Annotated in this window: 18 protein-coding genes; 5 read left to right on the forward strand and 13 right to left on the reverse strand. The window is 39.5% G+C overall.

Annotation, left to right across the window (positions count from 1 at the left end):
* Positions 1-88: 88 nt before the first annotated feature.
* Together MSWHS_RS09280 and MSWHS_RS09285 are read right to left on the reverse strand one after the other, a co-directional pair.
* Positions 89-343, reverse strand: a complete 255-nt coding sequence (locus MSWHS_RS09280) for a DUF2121 domain-containing protein (RefSeq protein ID WP_048127723.1) — start codon at positions 341-343, stop codon at positions 89-91.
* An 11-nt stretch (positions 344-354) separates the two neighbouring features.
* On the reverse strand, positions 355-1467 hold the full coding sequence (locus MSWHS_RS09285) for a phosphoserine transaminase (RefSeq protein WP_048159607.1): 1113 nt from the start codon (positions 1465-1467) through the stop codon (positions 355-357).
* A gap of 320 nt (positions 1468-1787) precedes the next feature.
* On the opposite strand from MSWHS_RS09285, the gene ade reads away from it, so the two are divergent.
* Entirely contained in the window at positions 1788-3449 is a 1662-nt protein-coding gene (gene ade, locus MSWHS_RS09290; RefSeq protein ID WP_048127720.1) for an adenine deaminase, read from the forward strand.
* A gap of 72 nt (positions 3450-3521) precedes the next feature.
* Here the strand turns inward: ade and MSWHS_RS09295 are convergent, their stop codons facing one another.
* Entirely contained in the window at positions 3522-4103 is a 582-nt protein-coding gene (locus tag MSWHS_RS09295) for a DUF2121 domain-containing protein (protein WP_048127718.1), read from the reverse strand.
* 202 nt (positions 4104-4305) lie between these two features.
* On the reverse strand, positions 4306-4530 hold the full coding sequence (locus tag MSWHS_RS20280) for a hypothetical protein (protein ID WP_156151210.1): 225 nt from the start codon (positions 4528-4530) through the stop codon (positions 4306-4308).
* A 548-nt stretch (positions 4531-5078) separates the two neighbouring features.
* On the opposite strand from MSWHS_RS20280, the gene MSWHS_RS09305 reads away from it, so the two are divergent.
* Positions 5079-5495 carry a hypothetical protein gene (locus MSWHS_RS09305; protein WP_048127716.1) on the forward strand — a complete coding sequence of 139 codons (417 nt, stop codon included), beginning with the start codon at positions 5079-5081 and terminating at the stop codon, positions 5493-5495.
* A gap of 388 nt (positions 5496-5883) precedes the next feature.
* On the opposite strand, the gene MSWHS_RS09310 is transcribed toward MSWHS_RS09305, so the two are convergent.
* The 7 genes from MSWHS_RS09310 to MSWHS_RS21515 all read right to left on the reverse strand — a co-directional run bounded on the left by MSWHS_RS09310 (position 5884) and on the right by MSWHS_RS21515 (position 9883).
* Positions 5884-6174, reverse strand: a complete 291-nt coding sequence (locus MSWHS_RS09310; protein ID WP_048127714.1) for a hypothetical protein — start codon at positions 6172-6174, stop codon at positions 5884-5886.
* A 173-nt stretch (positions 6175-6347) separates the two neighbouring features.
* Positions 6348-6578 (reverse strand): polysaccharide biosynthesis C-terminal domain-containing protein, encoded by a 231-nt coding sequence (locus MSWHS_RS09315; protein ID WP_048127712.1) that lies wholly within the window; start codon positions 6576-6578, stop codon positions 6348-6350.
* A gap of 98 nt (positions 6579-6676) precedes the next feature.
* On the reverse strand, positions 6677-6880 hold the full coding sequence (locus MSWHS_RS19290) for a PGF-pre-PGF domain-containing protein (RefSeq protein ID WP_082088227.1): 204 nt from the start codon (positions 6878-6880) through the stop codon (positions 6677-6679).
* A 403-nt stretch (positions 6881-7283) separates the two neighbouring features.
* Positions 7284-7430, reverse strand: a complete 147-nt coding sequence (locus tag MSWHS_RS19295) for a DUF1328 domain-containing protein (RefSeq protein ID WP_226990838.1) — start codon at positions 7428-7430, stop codon at positions 7284-7286.
* A gap of 896 nt (positions 7431-8326) precedes the next feature.
* A complete protein-coding gene (locus MSWHS_RS09325) occupies positions 8327-9511 on the reverse strand; it encodes a DUF1015 domain-containing protein (RefSeq protein WP_048127710.1) in 1185 nt (394 codons plus the stop codon).
* Positions 9512-9587: 76 nt separating this feature from the next.
* Entirely contained in the window at positions 9588-9728 is a 141-nt protein-coding gene (locus MSWHS_RS21510) for a rhodanese-like domain-containing protein (RefSeq protein ID WP_231585360.1), read from the reverse strand.
* A gap of 32 nt (positions 9729-9760) precedes the next feature.
* Positions 9761-9883, reverse strand: coding sequence for a rhodanese-like domain-containing protein (locus MSWHS_RS21515; RefSeq protein WP_231585361.1), 123 nt, complete (start codon positions 9881-9883; stop codon positions 9761-9763).
* Positions 9884-11221: 1338 nt separating this feature from the next.
* Between MSWHS_RS21515 and MSWHS_RS09330 the strand changes: the two genes are divergently transcribed.
* Positions 11222-11503 carry a winged helix-turn-helix domain-containing protein gene (locus MSWHS_RS09330; RefSeq protein ID WP_231585362.1) on the forward strand — a complete coding sequence of 94 codons (282 nt, stop codon included), beginning with the start codon at positions 11222-11224 and terminating at the stop codon, positions 11501-11503.
* A 173-nt stretch (positions 11504-11676) separates the two neighbouring features.
* Here MSWHS_RS09330 and MSWHS_RS19305 read toward each other — a convergent pair whose 3' ends face one another.
* The gene (locus MSWHS_RS19305; protein ID WP_082088077.1) at positions 11677-11907 is read right to left on the reverse strand and encodes a hypothetical protein; all 231 of its coding nucleotides are present in this window, start codon (positions 11905-11907) and stop codon (positions 11677-11679) included.
* A gap of 237 nt (positions 11908-12144) precedes the next feature.
* Here MSWHS_RS19305 and MSWHS_RS21990 point away from each other — a divergent pair, with 237 nt between their 5' ends.
* Both MSWHS_RS21990 and MSWHS_RS09335 read left to right on the forward strand, forming a co-directional pair.
* Positions 12145-12270 (forward strand): hypothetical protein, encoded by a 126-nt coding sequence (locus tag MSWHS_RS21990; protein ID WP_255350497.1) that lies wholly within the window; start codon positions 12145-12147, stop codon positions 12268-12270.
* Positions 12271-12516: 246 nt separating this feature from the next.
* Entirely contained in the window at positions 12517-13221 is a 705-nt protein-coding gene (locus tag MSWHS_RS09335) for a type 1 glutamine amidotransferase (RefSeq protein ID WP_048127708.1), read from the forward strand.
* On the opposite strand, the gene mprF is transcribed toward MSWHS_RS09335, so the two are convergent.
* Positions 13218-15797: a bifunctional lysylphosphatidylglycerol flippase/synthetase MprF gene (gene mprF, locus MSWHS_RS09340; RefSeq protein ID WP_048127705.1), complete on the reverse strand. Its 2580-nt coding sequence runs from the start codon at positions 15795-15797 to the stop codon at positions 13218-13220. The genes MSWHS_RS09335 and mprF overlap by 4 nt on opposite strands.
* Positions 15798-16022: the final 225 nt, after the last annotated feature.

Genomic DNA, 16022 nt, shown 5'->3' on the forward strand with positions numbered 1-16022 from the left:
AGAAGAACAGGGGATGAAAGGGTTTAAGGGCCCCTTCATTTACTTTTTTTCATTAAATATGATTTTGAGTGGCTCCGTCCATAACCGCTTATTTCATATCCTTTTTGACAATTCCGGACACGTCAACCTCCGACACTGTCTGCAAAAGCATATAATTTTTGCTGACGGAAGCTGCCTTTCTTGCCGCTGTCTCCATGGCAAGCATTATGATTTTCACCTCAATCTCCAGTTTTCCGTTTTTCCAGTTGTTTTTGAAACATTTGTTAGCTATTGTTTTTGTCTTGTCGCTATCAACAAAAAAGATAATAACGATCTCTTGTGAATCCTTCTTTGTTGATAACAAAAAGAATTTTATTATTCAATCGAATTGTAAGCCCATTCGATCCATTCACAGAGGCATTCCAAATCCTCTTTCTCGATGGTAGCACCACACCAGATGCGCAAGCCTGAAGGGGCATCCCGGTAAGAACCGATGTCATAAGCAACTTTTTCATTCTCAAGCATTTTAATCAGTGTTTTAAGCTTTTCGTCGGGTAAATCAACTTTAAAGCAGACACTGGTGCTGGACCTTATCTCTTTTGTTTCCGCTAAGAAATGGATCCAGTTGTTTTTAGCAACAAATTCCTCAAAGACCGCCAGATTTTCATTTGCCCGCTGGATAAGTTGTTTAAGTCCTCCGATAGACTCTGCCCATTTCATTGTTGCCAGCCAATCTTCATTAGCCAGCATGGATGGGGTGTTAATAGTAGAGCCTTCAAAAATCCCCTTATTCAGTTTACCACCTTTGGTCAGGCGGAAAATCTTGGGCAATGGCCAGGTAGGAGTATAGCTTTCTAACCGCTGAACCGCCCGCGGAGATAAAATCAGCATCCCGTGTGCACCTTCCCCACCTAAAACCTTCTGCCATGAGAAGGTAATGACATCTAATTTATGGTAGGGTATATCCATAGCAAATACAGCAGAGGTGGCATCACAAAGCGTGAGCCCTTCCCGGTTATCAGGAATCCAGTCGCCATTGGGTACTTTGACCCCGCTAGTAGTCCCATTCCAGACAAAGACTACATCATTCTTGAAATCGACCTTCTTTAAATCTGGTAATTTCCCGTATTCTGCCTCAAAAACTCGGGTATCTTTTAATTTTAACTGTTTAGTGATGTCGGTTGCCCATTCTTTACTGAAAGATTCCCAAACCAGAACATCAACCCCGCGACACCCCAGAATGGACCACAAGCACATTTCAAAAGCGCCTGTATCGGAAGCCGGTACAATACCTACCAGATAATCAGCAGGAAGTCCAAGCATATCTCTTGTTCTTTTAATTGTTTCAGCTAATTTTTCCTTGCCTAATTTGCTTCGGTGTGACCGGCCAAAAGGTGTATCCTTCAGCTCTTCAACAGAATACCCTGGATGTTTGGCACAAGGTCCAGAAGAAAAACAAGGATTTTTAGGAACTCGTGTTGGTTTCATTTTGTATTTTCCTTTTTTGGTACTGTTATGTCTTAGGGAGATAAGAAATTTTCCAGTTACAGGCGAAAATGTAATTATAGTCATCCCCGAAGATTTGACAGTGTACCTTTTATTTTTCTTTTCATGCTACTTTTACATGGTCAAAACCGATGTTCGTAGCCAACAAAAAAAGTGCCTATATATTTTTATAGTTTTTGTATTTGATGAAAGGTAATCGACCAATTAACCTGTATCTTTCTTTTTTTATTCTTTTTTATCCAAGTTCCCAATACTGGTTTTTTGGAAAAAATTTATACATTGTTGGGGAGAAATAAATCCACATGAAAAAGTACCTGGGGATTATTGTCGACGCCGTTTCCAGACGGCAGTTCAAAGGAGAGATTGCCGTTGAAAACGGGAAGATTATTCATGTTGAAGAAAAGGAACACGATTATGAGCATTATATCCTGCCGGGGCTTGTGGACGCCCACGTGCATATCGAAAGTTCCATGACCGTGCCTTCGGTTTTTGCCCGGATGGCTGTTGCAAGAGGGACGGTTGCCGTGGTCAGCGACCCGCATGAGATTGCAAACGTTATGGGGGAAGAAGGTATTGACTACATGCTTGAGGATGCGAAAAAATCCCCTCTGAAAATCTTTTTTGGGGTGCCCTCATGTGTACCGGCAACTTCATTCGAATCCGCAGGGGCAGTCCTGGATGCGGAAGCTGTAGACCGCCTGCTGGCAAAGGAGAACCTGTATTACCTTTCCGAGATGATGAATTTCCCTGGTGTTATTATGGGATTCCCCGAGGTAATGGCAAAACTGGAATCCGCAAAAAAGTACGGAAAGGTCGTGGATGGGCACGCACCCGGTTTGAGAGGAGCCGATCTTCAGAAATACATCGGGGCAGGAATTTCCACAGACCACGAGTGTTTTACTTACGAAGAAGCGGCTGAAAAAATAAAGCTCGGGATGAAGGTCCTGATCCGGGAAGGGAGTTCAGCCCGGAATTTTGAAACCCTGTATAGTCTGATAGATGAATACCCCGAAATGGTCATGCTCTGCACCGACGATTCCCATCCTGATACCCTTATCTATGAAGGGCATATTGATAAACTGATCCGGCGCGGGCAGGAAAAAGGGCTTGACATCTATAACCTTATCAGGGCAGCAGTGATCAATCCGATGGAGCATTACGGGCTCAATGTAGGGCTGCTGCGCGAGGGTGACCCTGCAGATTTCATCATGGTAGACGACCTGAAGTCTTTCAACGTACTGAGCACCTTCATTGAGGGAAAATGTGTTTACGAGAACGGAAAGGTTCTTTTCCCTGTAGAAAAAGTTCCTGCAAAAAATGTGTTCAACCGAAATAAAATTTCAATTAATGATGTAAAACTCGCTGTGCCGGCTGGAGAAAAAGGGGACTCAAAGGAAAGAATGCAAAAAATCAGGGTGATCGTTGCCCAGGGCGGAGAACTGGTTACAGGACAGGAACTGGCTCTGCCTGGAGTCGAAAAAGGAAACCTGGTTTCGGATCCTTCCAGGGATATTTTGAAGATGGTCGTCCTGAGCAGGTATGCGGATGACCCTGTTCAAATCGGTTTCATAAAGAATATAGGCTTGAAGAAAGGCGCTATTGCCAGCAGCATTGCCCACGACAGTCACAATATTATTGCAGTTGGAGCCACTGATAAGGATATAGTCGAAGCTGTCAACCGGCTGGTGGAAAACAAAGGAGGAATCGTTGTTGGCACCGCAGACAATCTTCTTGATCTTCCGCTTGAGGTTGCGGGCCTTATGAGCACCCTTGATGGAAAAGAAGTAGCTTCACGTTACCGGCTGTTTAATGAGGAAGCCCGGAAACTGGGAACATCGCTTGAGTCGCCTTTTATGACCCTTGCATTTATGTCGCTTCTGGTAATTCCTGAACTTAAACTTGGGGATAAAGGCCTGTTTGATGTGACGAAATTTGAATTTGTCGAGCTTTTCGTAGATGAGTGAGCAGAAAAGGCCGGTACAATTCCCCCAACTTCTGCTTTTTAGCCTTTCCTGCTTTTTCTGTCTTTTGCCTTTTCAGCTATTTCTGTCCTTTTCCACAATTTTCAAAACATCAACATTCGATGCTGTTTGCATGATCACGAACTGCTTGCTCACGGAAGCTGTTTTCTTTGCTGCGGTTTCCATACAGAGCATGAGGATTTTTACTGCATCCTGAAGGTTGCTTTTCTTTGTCCAGTTGTCCTTGAAACACTTGTTAGCAACCTGTTTTGTAAACTCATTTCCGAAAGCTATGAAATTGCTGCCTTTTCCCTGTGAGGTGAGGGTAAGTTCCGAGTCCCTGAGTTCAGCGATTGCATAATTTCCTGCCGAGGCATACAGCCTTCTTTTTTTAACGATGCCCCCTTCAACTGAGGAGACTTCTCCAATAAGAATGCTGTTTCTCTCCGACACTTTGCTCTTACAGTCAGTAACCGTTATTTTAATCCCTAATTCCTCTGCTTTTTTTTCAAGTTCCTCGTCTGTAACTATTGCCCCACTGTAAAGCTCTTTTTCAAGTTTCTGCCTTTGTGAGCTATCTCCCTCAAAAATAATTTCTCTCATATCTCCAGTCATTACTGCGCCATTCTTTCCTATAAAAGCGATAACTAAGGTCATTTTGATTTCTCCATAACCTATATTAAAGTGCCCTTCAGTCTTTAAAGTGCTTATTTCCTATTACTTTAGCTCTATAGAGAATCCTCAAGTGATGTAATTTGTTTTTTCTGTGAATTCCAGAAAGAGTAACTAAAGAAACCCCTTTACAAATCCATATGCTTTGAGATGAACCACACATCCTTTTGGAGAAATATCTACTGTTTCATGTATCAAACAAAACAAATTCTGGATTAAAACCACGTTCTTCGGCTTTGTCAAGCATATCAAGGAAATGGTCATTCTTTGTTTTGTCTTCTTCATCGATGTTATAAATTCGAAAATTGATAGATATAACGGTTGTACCGTTTGTCCAAACTAAGGTAACCAGACCCATTCCTTTTACAGTACGATGATGTTTTCCACTCCACATACGACGAACAAAAGCCATTTTTTTGTGTATGGTTTATTTAATGTTGAATCGCCAACAATTAGAAAGCCTTCCTTAGGCTTGACATGATTTTTTACTTCATTCCATAGTGTTTCCGTGTCTGAAGGTTGCCTTTGAAGGAAGTGCATAAAAGAGTCATGAGCAGGACCATTATCTGCAGAAAGAAAAACATCTAGCAGCTTTAGTACAGCTATAAACGTTAGGTGCCGAATTGAGGTAGAGCCTGTATGACTTGTTCTCAGTAGGGGGAAGGATGACTCAGGAAGTCGCTAAATTTTTAGTTTAGTGGCATTTCACAACCATAAATCCATATAATTATATATTTATATTTGTATAATTTTTTAAAAAGAATATACGGTGTTCGACCTTTCAAGCGTGTAAGTCCTATAGATGTGATATATTATAGCTCCTCGTTTTTTTGTGTGTTTAACCCACACAAAAACAGATACTGTCTTGAATTAAAACTGATCTTACCCACGGGAAATAGTGAAGATTCATTATCAGAGAAATAATAAATTATATCTATTACCTCTTTCAGATACCTATGTATGGGAACTGATGAGAAATTCAAAGCAGGTAATATCATAAAAATAATAACTAACTGGTACGATGCAATCAAAGTGAGACCAGAAGACAAGGAAATTTTTATGAAAATTTTGAAAGTTGATATTACTAACCCCGTATTCCATATGCACATCTCCAAAAATGGCGACGAACTCGATTATAAAAAACTTGCAAATTTTATCCGTGGGGACATAGAGGATATCGAAAAACTGATAAAAAACAAGAACAAATATTTTAACAAAGATCTTCATGAAGAAGTCGTAAAATTTAAAAACTACCTTGTCAAATACAGCGAATCAATTGAGGCAGGAGAAACTGCCAGGCTGGAAGAGATGGAAAAAACTATCCTGAACGTCTCGGAAGAATATTCTGCAATCCTCGACGAACTTTTCGTTGAATAAGATTTTGGAAACCTAAAAACAAATCAAAATCGTTGTATATTGACCAATCCAACCTTCAAAAAAATAATATATTTAATGGCTTATGGTAGCCCAAGCCCATGTATCAAACAAAACGAAGACACGGCACAGAGAATAAGGTTGTACGGGTAAAAGAAATAGTAATTTAGTTCTCTTGAGCGAAGATCACTGCTAAAATCTGTAAATTAGTCCTCTTGAGCGTAGCGAAAAAGACCACATACTGTTGCGATTACATCGCAACTCCCAGAAAATCTCCGATTTCCTGCGATCCCAAAGTGCAATTCGGGCAATAGGGAAATCAATAAAAAGCCATGAAGTTTCAATTTTGCCTTTTTACACTTCACAGCTTCAGCTTGTTTTTTTTCTCCAATTAATAGATGACTTCAATAGAGTTACCCTCTCTATCAGTAGCCTTTATCCTTATTAATTGGGGTAAATGAAATTTTTCATTTTGACGCATTACAGCCTCATAATTATCACTATTATACATTTCAGCATCAGGTATGTTTTTTTCAGCAAATGTTGGCTTTTTTTTCTCCAAAGAAGGCCTTTTCGAGCTCATTTTCGGAAATGGACGCATTCTTGAGATATGTGTTAACCCTCTACAGGCTGAACACTTCACTTTTTTTCTTCTATTTATTTGAAAATTGTTTCCAATCATGAGTCCCCACTCCTTTTTTACTCTCTTATTTTTATACTCAATTATTTTGTAAAATTTTTGATATTGATGTATATCCTCTCACCACATATATCTCTTTTGATTTTTCGACAGACTTGTCTTCAAACAACAGTGATTTAATAATTTTACTTTAGATTTTTTAGTCTGGGTTCCTGTTAGAAGAGTTGCTTTTCCGAAAAGAGCCTGGCTGATACCAAAAAAGATGCATGTGCTGTGACCTCCAGGCATTCAAGGTCATTAAGATCTCTAAATGTGAAGGACACAGAAAATGCTGCTGCTACACCTATCATACCATACTGCGGTATCAGTACAAAGTTAAGTACTGCACTGATTCCTGCACTTGCAACCGAGCATTTCCTCAGGAAATCTGAGTCTCCTGATACCATTATGGTATGGTAGTTAAATCCAAAGTAAGAGGAAGAAAGTTTCAGCCATTCTTTCAGGTTATCAGCTATTTCTTAGTCGTCACTATTCTTACAGGCTGTCAGCCATTCTTTAGACTATTATCATTCTTCCAGACCAACGCGGACTTAATCCATTCTACAATCAGGTTGGCCATTTCAAAGCCGATTACAGGGTTTTCAATGTTCTTTTCAGTTGCATACCCACTGTTGCCAACCCATAAATTAACAAATTTATAGACCTCACCAAAAGGGAGTCCGGAAAATAGTACAATTTTTATGAGGATTAATCATTAATTATTTTTTTTCGGGTTCATACACCTGTTTCTGTGTAGTCATTTAAGCTAATTTTTATCTACTATAGTTGTGCGACGGCAAGAATTCATCTTTTATTAATTTATTGGAAACTGGTAAGTACTCCCTCCAGATATTAAAAAATATAATTAAGGAATACATATATCCTCTAAAAAATTTTATAGAAAATTACCGGTAGTTAAACAAAATATTTGGATCAAGTAAAGCCCCAATTTAATGTTTCATTCCCTGATCCTGAAAATAAATTTGGATCAAGTAAAGCCCCAATTTAATGTTTCATTCCCTGATCTTGAAAATAAAAAAGAAGCATGGACACAAAACCGTTTATGTCCATCTCTTATCTTTTAACTCTGCTTCGTACGATACGGAGTACCGTCACAAGAATAGCGAAATTATCGCAAGTACAATAAAGATTATAACAAGCCACTTTGCGATATTCATGGATAACCCGGCAATTCCCCTCGCACCAAAAATATATGCAATTAGCGCCAAGATTAAAAATACTATTGCAAGTCCAATCAAATCTGGTATCTTTTATTCCCCCTCTGGTTGTTTAACCACTAAATTCATTATTAGATTAGAGATATTTATAATTTGACTGTCAAATTAAATGACTTTTAAATAAGCTGGAGTATTTTTTTCGTTCAAAATCCCTTTTTGAAATAAATTTGTGGTACTAATAGAAGAAAAAATAATTAATCCCGATTCAATATCAGTAAAAAAAGTTATTCCTTCATTATACAGAATTTAACAATATCGGACTTTGACAATACAGAATTTGACTGTACTGGACTCTGACTGTACTGGACTCTGACTGTACTGGACTCTGACTGTACTGGACTCTGACAGTTTGTAATGCCAATGATTTTTCAAATTTTTGTGGGTTTTAATTTTAAAAAAATTGTGAAACTCTTTGCCTTTGTAAACCAGATACAGGTAATTTAGTTAATATATAAAAAAAAATTGAAAAAAGAGTCAGTTTTCGTAGACCTATTTTTTTAATTTTAAAAAGACACTGACCTCATTGATTACATAAGGCTAACTAAACACGGTGCTCAAGAAATGAGACTTACGAGGACAGATATTAGGCAAGAAATCTGTACACAATGTTAGATATTTACATTCTTCACTATTTTCGTGGAAATCCCCTATAATTATACTCAGCCTGCGACCCCGTTTTTTTCGAATCCGGGATTCACGAAACGTCCCTGATTTTACGGGTTTTTTTGATCTTTTTTGTATGCTATGGCAGCGCAAGTCCTGTATTCTTGAGAATCTTGAGGGGATATTGCTTGCACGCAAAGCCCTTGCAGCCTAAGTCCTGATCAGCCTATCCTGCAAGTCCTATGGAGAAATAAAGTGACTGAAAAAAAGTGACTGAAAAAAGAAAAGAATGGTTGAAAAAGTTGCCGGAAAAATTACGGCATAATCCTTCTCGCTTCAATATAGTACCTTTTCTCGTTTTCCTTTCCAAGAGAAAAGGATTTCCTCGGGAGAATTCCCTTCTTTTTTATGAGAGCAAAGAATTCACTTCTCTTTAAAGCCGGAAGGAAAAATCCAACACTTTCAGGCTCTTTACCGAGTTTCTCAACCACCTCAGGGTCGTGTTCATATTCAACCGGATAAGCGTCAATAACCTCGTCAAGAGTCTCGACCTCCAGGTCATGCTTCGGGTTATCAAAGACAAGGACACCTTGCCTGTCTTTTGTTATAAAGCCAATTGAGTGGCTAATATCTGAAAGCCAGGTAATTGAGTCCCCGGCTGAAGATTCTATAATCCTTGCATTGAACCTATTTAGCAGCTCCTCAGGGTCAACTCCTCTTACTATTCGGTGGATCGGTTCAAAGGTAAGCCCGGGGTCATGGAGGTTTACAAGCTCGACAAGAGCATATCTGGCTGGGTGGTTGTCCGGGACTGTCCCTTTAATTTTCTCCCAGAAGCTTTTTGCTGCGGCAAGGCTGTGGTTTCCATCCCCAACAAGGAGAGTTCCAAGAGCCTGAATTCTTTTTGAAATTTCCCGAATTGTCTTTTCGTCACTGATCTTAAAGCCTCTGATATGGCCGCCGCCTTCCATCAGATCAAAATCATATACTTTGTTTCCTTCATAAATCGGATCATCGGTATTCAGGGGGATAATGGAAAAGTTCGGGTCATCATATAAAACAAGAACATGCGTAAGCTCCAGCTCTGCATTTTCTCTTATCATGACTCTTGCAGGAAGCCTTTCTTTGATTGTTTTTTCAGTCGGCCTGATAAAGGATTCGGACTCATCGTATTCGTATCCGTTCAGATCAATTGCAGCAACCAGACCTGTCCTTTCACCCCCTGGAACAGCACGTTTTACAAGAATAAAGCAGGGACCATGATCAACAAGAATAGCTTTGTAATTGTGCATTGCTTTATGAATCTTATTTACTTTATTTTCATCTAAAGGGAGATATATTTCTGGATAAATAATATTAAGAGCAGAAGGAGTATCTCCAACAAATTCTTCTACTCTTCTCCAGTACTCCATATCCTGAGTATGCTGGTCACAGGCAATTACCGCCCATTCTTTCAAGTTAGCTTCTGGAAGAAGAATGTGAGGAACGTGTAATATCATGGTTAATTAAAAAATAGAGAGGAGATATAAAGATTTCTAAACTCTTTCTCTGGAGACCTTTAAAAGTCACACTACCTTACTTCACGACTTCATACCCAGCATTCTTCCATGTGGTCATGTTTCCAAGGACATTGTATACTTTGTTATAACCATTTTTTTTCAAAATTGAAGCTACCATATTGGAACACCAGGCACCGCCGCGATAGACAACTATCAAACATTTCTTATGAATTTTGTCTAGATTATAGATTATCTTCTACTTGCCCGACATTTGTCTAGATTATCTTCTACTTGCCCGACATATATGTGCCTGGCTCCTTCAATGTGTCCCTCATCCCATTCATCGTTGCCCCTTATATCCAGAATCACCATTTCCTCGTTTTTTTCGAGTATGTCTTTAAAGAAAATATTAGTTTTTCTGATAATAAGTATCCACTTATAATTGCATTTTTGGCTACCCCGATGACGGACTCAGAACATGGTTTATGGCGCATTATTTCGATATTGGCCTGGTGGGTTATTTCCATCATATGCCCATAGTGGAACACTCTAGTTATTAATAGGAAGTATGATTTGGGATGTTATTTCATGTGGGATAGTTACTATATGGAATAGTCTCATTGAATCTGAATATATTGGTAAAAACAGTAAGCTATATGAAAAAAACACAATAATTTATTTCGCTATAATGCTCTTAGCCTTAGTAATAATAGTCGCGATAGTCGTAGCTTTGTAATAATAAAACTGAATATTGAATTTCCACCATCAAACTGGTGAGAATCTTCATTTGTAATAATAAAACTGAATATTGAATTTCCACCATCAAATTGGTGAGAATCTTCAGGATATGTGATGCAAGAAGATGCCCGAAAGCGCTGAATCTACTGTATTCCCCAATACAGTCTCTTCGAATATTATGCTCCCCCAAGCACATTGATTCGAAGAAGGAGCAGCGACCTTCGGGAGATTCGTTTATTTTGATGATACCCCTTTATTCCTCAACTCCAGTACATAATAATAGTACAAATTATATTAAATAAATTATATCAAAAATTCTTTTCAAACAAAAAATAGTTTGACGTAAAATATTTCAAGCTCATTATAGCCCTTTTCTTAAGTAATACTTACGAACTTGAAGTACAAAATCAAGCATTTTCGGCTTTGTAACGAGTTTAATGTTTTAGATAGTAAAATTTGCAAGGCAGGAGATAAAGAGATGGCTGATAGCTAAAAAGCAGTCCAGGTTTTTCTCAGAAATTCGAAACCGGATTTTTCGGCTTGCAGTTGTGATTGTTCCAGATTTCGGTCATAAACGTTTTTAGATACGTGCCCTATAATTTGCGACGTTGTCTCTTGATTCGTATATTTTTTGAATTTTTGGAGCCAATTTTCTTCAAGGTTGGAATGCTGTTATATGAAATAATCTTTCCAGCGTATCTGTTAGAAGCCCGGAACAGGGTTTTCTTTAAGCTTGAAGTCTTTGTACATCATATTCTTCGATTCGCAACATGATTCTCAAATCCAATATAATCCAAAGTTTAATTATAACATTTTTATTATAATTTTTTTATAAAAAACCTAGATCTTCCTAGATCTTCCTAGATCTTCCTAGATCTTCCTAGATCTTCCTAGATCTTTATACAAAAAGTGAAGTATTTACTCTTTGTAATCTTTGTTGCATATAAAAACATCGTTTGAGATATTTTCAGAATGGAAATTCTAGCAAAGATTATTTTTGAATATATTGTGGGGGAAAAAATCAATATTCAGAGAAGACGCAGGACTGATATCGCAGTAGCTATTTTAAAAATAGCAAATAATAGGGCAAAGAAAACTCATATCATTTATGAGGTAAATCTTAACTTCAACATTGCTCAGAAATACCTGGAAATGTTAAAAGAAAAAGAGCTTATCAGGAATGAAAATGGGCTTTTCATCACGAATGATAAAGGAAAGATTTTTCAGGATATAGCTAAGGAAATCGAGCTTTAAACTGCTTTCCATTTGCTTTTTTTAATTTTTTTATATTTTTTTAATAGTTTACTGGTTTTAGATCATGAGAGTCATTGACCTGATCTAAAAAGACGTACATTTTCTGTGCCTGGAAAAAATGTAGGGGGATTCGTGTGCTTACCTCTATCAAACCTTTTTCCATTACCCTCTTTTTATGCTCTTTCTCTTTTAGATATCGTGTTCAAAGCCATCACGAAGCTGGAAATGAATATTAGAGCGAGTACTGCCATATTTAATGGGCTATTTATAACCGAACTGACAAAAGGACCGGTAATAGAATAAGTCGCGGTACGCAGCCCGTAGTAAGACGCCTCCAGAAGCAATGCTATAAGTGAAATCAAAACTGCTATCAAAAAACTGCGGATTATGATGTCAAGTTTCATTTTCAATCATCTTTTATCTTTTAGAACTACATCTTGAAATATAAATAAACTTATTTCGGTCGAATACCTGTGGGTTTTTCTGTGGGGACAAAAAAGGGCATGAAATTATGGAGCCTGAATATTAACCTGGGCAACGTCATTAACTGTATCGTGTCGTTCTTTCCACGCTCGACGCAGGAGAGCGGCCTGTCCAAAAAAATGAAAAGAAGAAAACAAGGATAAAAAGAGACGCAAAAATTGCTGAAAAAACCAAAAAATGAAAAGACTAAAACCCAGGCAAAGGCAAATAAAAAGCTAAAAATATATGAGAAACTAAAAATAGCTGAGAAATACTTCTTTTCAATATTTTTCCTTCAGTATTAATTTTCTTTCTTTTTGTTAACGGGCTGCCAGACAAGCTGGTGGAGGCGCTGACATTAACCTGTAAATCAAAATGAATCCCCTGTCGCCAAGGAAATTATTCCTCGGACCGGACAGTGAATGTTCTCCATAATTTTTCTATAGTATTTCGGAAAAAGAGTAATTGACTGGTTAAAAGTTATTGTTTCCTTAATCATAGAAGAATGGAAAACTCTAAAAGTTCATTCACCAAAGTTAAACCGATCTCTCATGAAAATCCAAGTTCTCCAGCACTCCGCCCTCAATACCCTCGGCACAATCGAAGAATACGCTAAAACCAGAGGCTACCCCCTTGAGTCAACCCGTTTTTACGAAACAAAAAATCATCCCTCCCTCGATTCCTTCGACCTTCTCATAATCATGGGCGGTCCCATGGGAATCTACGACTACGCCGAAAACCCCTGGTTAAGAGATGAAAAAGCCTTCATAAAACAGGCTATCGATGCAGGAAAACCCGTGCTCGGGATCTGTCTTGGGGCTCAGTTACTTGCCGACATCCTCAGGGCCCGCATCTACGAAAACGGACACCGGGAAATGGGCTGGTTTCCCGTAAAGGCGGCTTGGAAAGAGGAAAATAAACCCCAATTTTTAAAAGGGTTGCCGGAAGAGATCACTGTTTTTCACTGGCACTCCCGGACCTTTGACCTTCCTGAAGGAGCTGTACATCTTTTCCGGAGTGAGGGATGCAAAAATCAGGGATTTATATATGGCGGCATGGTTGTAGCGCTCCAGTTTCACCCGGAGGTGCATGAAGAAAGGATTGAATCCATGATCTGGCGGTTCGGGGGCGAATTGGGAAACGGACCGTTTACCCAGAGGAAAGAAGAGATGGTCGAACAGGAGAAGCATCTGGTTGAGACAAAGAAATTCATGTTTGCAGTGCTGGATAAGTTTGAAAAGATTACGTATTCTTAAAATATATCTTTAAAAGGATCTTTCATCCCTGAGACCAGGGTTGCAATATCTTTCAGGGCAAGGCTCTTCTTAAACCCTGTGGGAAGAGCGATATACTTCGGGTTCCAGACCGGATTGAATTTTTCTTTATAAGCCCGCAGGCCTTTATAGTTGTAAATATAGTCCCCGTTGGCAAAGATTAAAGCCCCTACTTTGTGCCAGAGAGGGGCAAACTGCCTTTTTTCAAGCCCTGAAAGTGGAGCCATTCCAAGGGAAAAGTGTTTGTATCCGTTCTCTTTTCCCCAGAGTATGAGATTGACAAAAAGGTAGTCCATTGCCGGAGCACTGGAGTTGTGGCGCATCAGGTCAATACTGAACTCTTCTGTGCCTGCTCCTGTCCATATGTTTGCAAAAGCTACGATTTCTTCTTCGTTCCTGACAATGGCAAGCGGAAAATTACTGAGGTATTTTTCGTCAAAAAACCCGACTGAGAACCCTTTTTCTTTTCCGGTTTTCATTTCCAACCAGGAATCCGAGACCTTTTTAAGTTCAGGGATGAGGGCAGGTACCCCTTCTGGCGGAATAATTTCAAACCAGTACCCTTTTTTTTCTACATTTTTCACCGCATAGCGAAAATCCTTGCCCGTACTTCCTTCCAGCGTAAAGGACTCCAGGGGGACTTTTGCTTCTTCTCCTATTTTGATAAGGTTCAGGCCCAGGTCGAGGTAAATGGGAATATATTTTTCGCTTACCTCGTAAAAGACGGCTCTGACCTGGTGCAGTTTACTCATTTCATAAAAGTCCCAGATCAGCTCTTTTATCTGGCCGCTCTCCCCGACCGGGTCTCCCATAGCAATCCAGCTCTTTCCCGAAACTCCGTACATCAAAAAGGCCTTTTTCTCATCATCAAAAAGCAGATATTTGTCTCCGGTAAGGGCAAGGTTTCCCCAGGTTTCCGGACTTTCTCTAAGAATCATTTTTGCAAGCTCAAGCTCTTCAGGTCCGGGAAGATGAATGTCCCTGGAAAAGGGGCTTAACATTTTCATGACTCCAAGGACCAGCAGCAGGAAGAATATTCCAACGACAGCTCTTAAAAAGCTCGACGCCTGGGAATTTACCCCGAACTGCCACCAGAGTTCATTTGAATACTCCACATTCCGGTATGAAAAAAACCCTAGCCAGATGAAGCTTACCAGCACCAGAATTATGGCAATTATATTTTCCCTGCTAAAGGACTGGTGCAAAAGCGAGGACTTTCTGTAAAAATGTTTCCTTGAGGGGAAGAAAAGGACAGATAGGGCAAAAAGCACTGCAGCCTCATAGTAATCAAAATCCTTCAGGAGGGCAACGACCCCTCCCAGTAAAAGGACTATTAGGGAGAGCACATAAGCTCCATCGATCCTTTTCCAGAGTCCGTTTGCCAGAAGCAAGAGCAGCACACCGATTATGCTTCCAAAAAACCTGGAAGCTTCAATGAGAGGGAGAGGAACAATGTATGTGACTTCACGCAAGTATTGAGGGTTTGAAGGCAGGGCTCTGGAAAAAAGGAGGGAAATACCTCCCAGAAAGATCAGGACTGAAAAGATCTGGGGGGTTACTTCTGAGAAACTGGTATAAGTAGCCTTTCCGGCTTTTTTCAGGAATTTTTTTCTCGCTTCAAATTCACAGAAGATCAGAGCCAGGAACCCGAGCAGGAAAGGAAGGAAATAATAAACTGCTCTGAAGATCAAAAGAGGCCTTATTATATCAACCGTGCCGAAATAAGGCTTCAGCATAAAGAGCATCAAGGTCTCGAAAACGACAAACCCACCCGGGACCGTGCTTATCAGTCCGATCAACTGTGCCAGCGCAAAAAATACAAGCACATGAAGCAGGGTAAGCTGTGGATTTGAGGGCAGGAGGAAGTAGATTATGCTTCCTGAAAGCAGGTAGTCCGCTGAAGATAAAGCAAGCTGCATGAGAGCGATTTTTGGTTCAGGGATCCTGATCTGGTACCCCATTATCTCAAACTTCCGTTTCCGGAATGAAAAAAAGAAATATGCAGCAAGAAGCAGCAGTAAAAGAATTCCAATTATATTCAGTAAAACCGGAGCCGGGACCGGGATATCAGGAGTGTAGTCCGGCAACTTTACAGGATAAAAGGTGAAAAGCAGGCCTGCAATGAAACAAAAACCGATCCAGAAAGTAGAGATGCAAAAAACTATAATTTCCCAGATATCGAGAAAAGTCAGCCCATACAATGAATACAGTCTGTAGCGCAGGGAGCTGCCTGTCAGGAAATTAAAACCCGTGCTGTAACTGATGGACGTGCTGATAAAGGAAGACCTCGCAACCTGTTTATAGGAAAGGGAAGGGTTAATATGGCGGGTTGCAAGGTAATCATAGCCCGTTAGAACAGCATAGCTCAAAATAGTAAAAAAGACGGCAATTCCTATATGGCTCAGGGGAACGCTGGCAATACTTTTCAAAATATAACTCGAACGCAGATGGTCTATCTGTTTGTCCAGAGTCAATAAAGCCAGGCCAAATATGATGCCGGGTAAGAGGTAACTGACTACTTTAAGGGTTTTTCCCTGTATACTACCGTTTTGTTTCATCAGGATCGAGCATCCTTTTGAATTATGGGATCAGAGTTCAATATTTAAGTTAAGGACAAAGCTCAGGATTAAAGTATCTAATGTTGAACTATTCTTTTAAAGTTAATATATTTTTTGTCAGTTATCAGTCCGGAGTTTAAAATAAGTCCATATAAAAAGCTCAGCAAACTCCCGGTTTATGCAGAACTTACATATTTATATTACAGGGTGGTAAGGGAAATTACT

Source organism: Methanosarcina sp. WWM596 (genome assembly GCF_000969965.1).
Taxonomy (GTDB): domain Archaea; phylum Halobacteriota; class Methanosarcinia; order Methanosarcinales; family Methanosarcinaceae; genus Methanosarcina.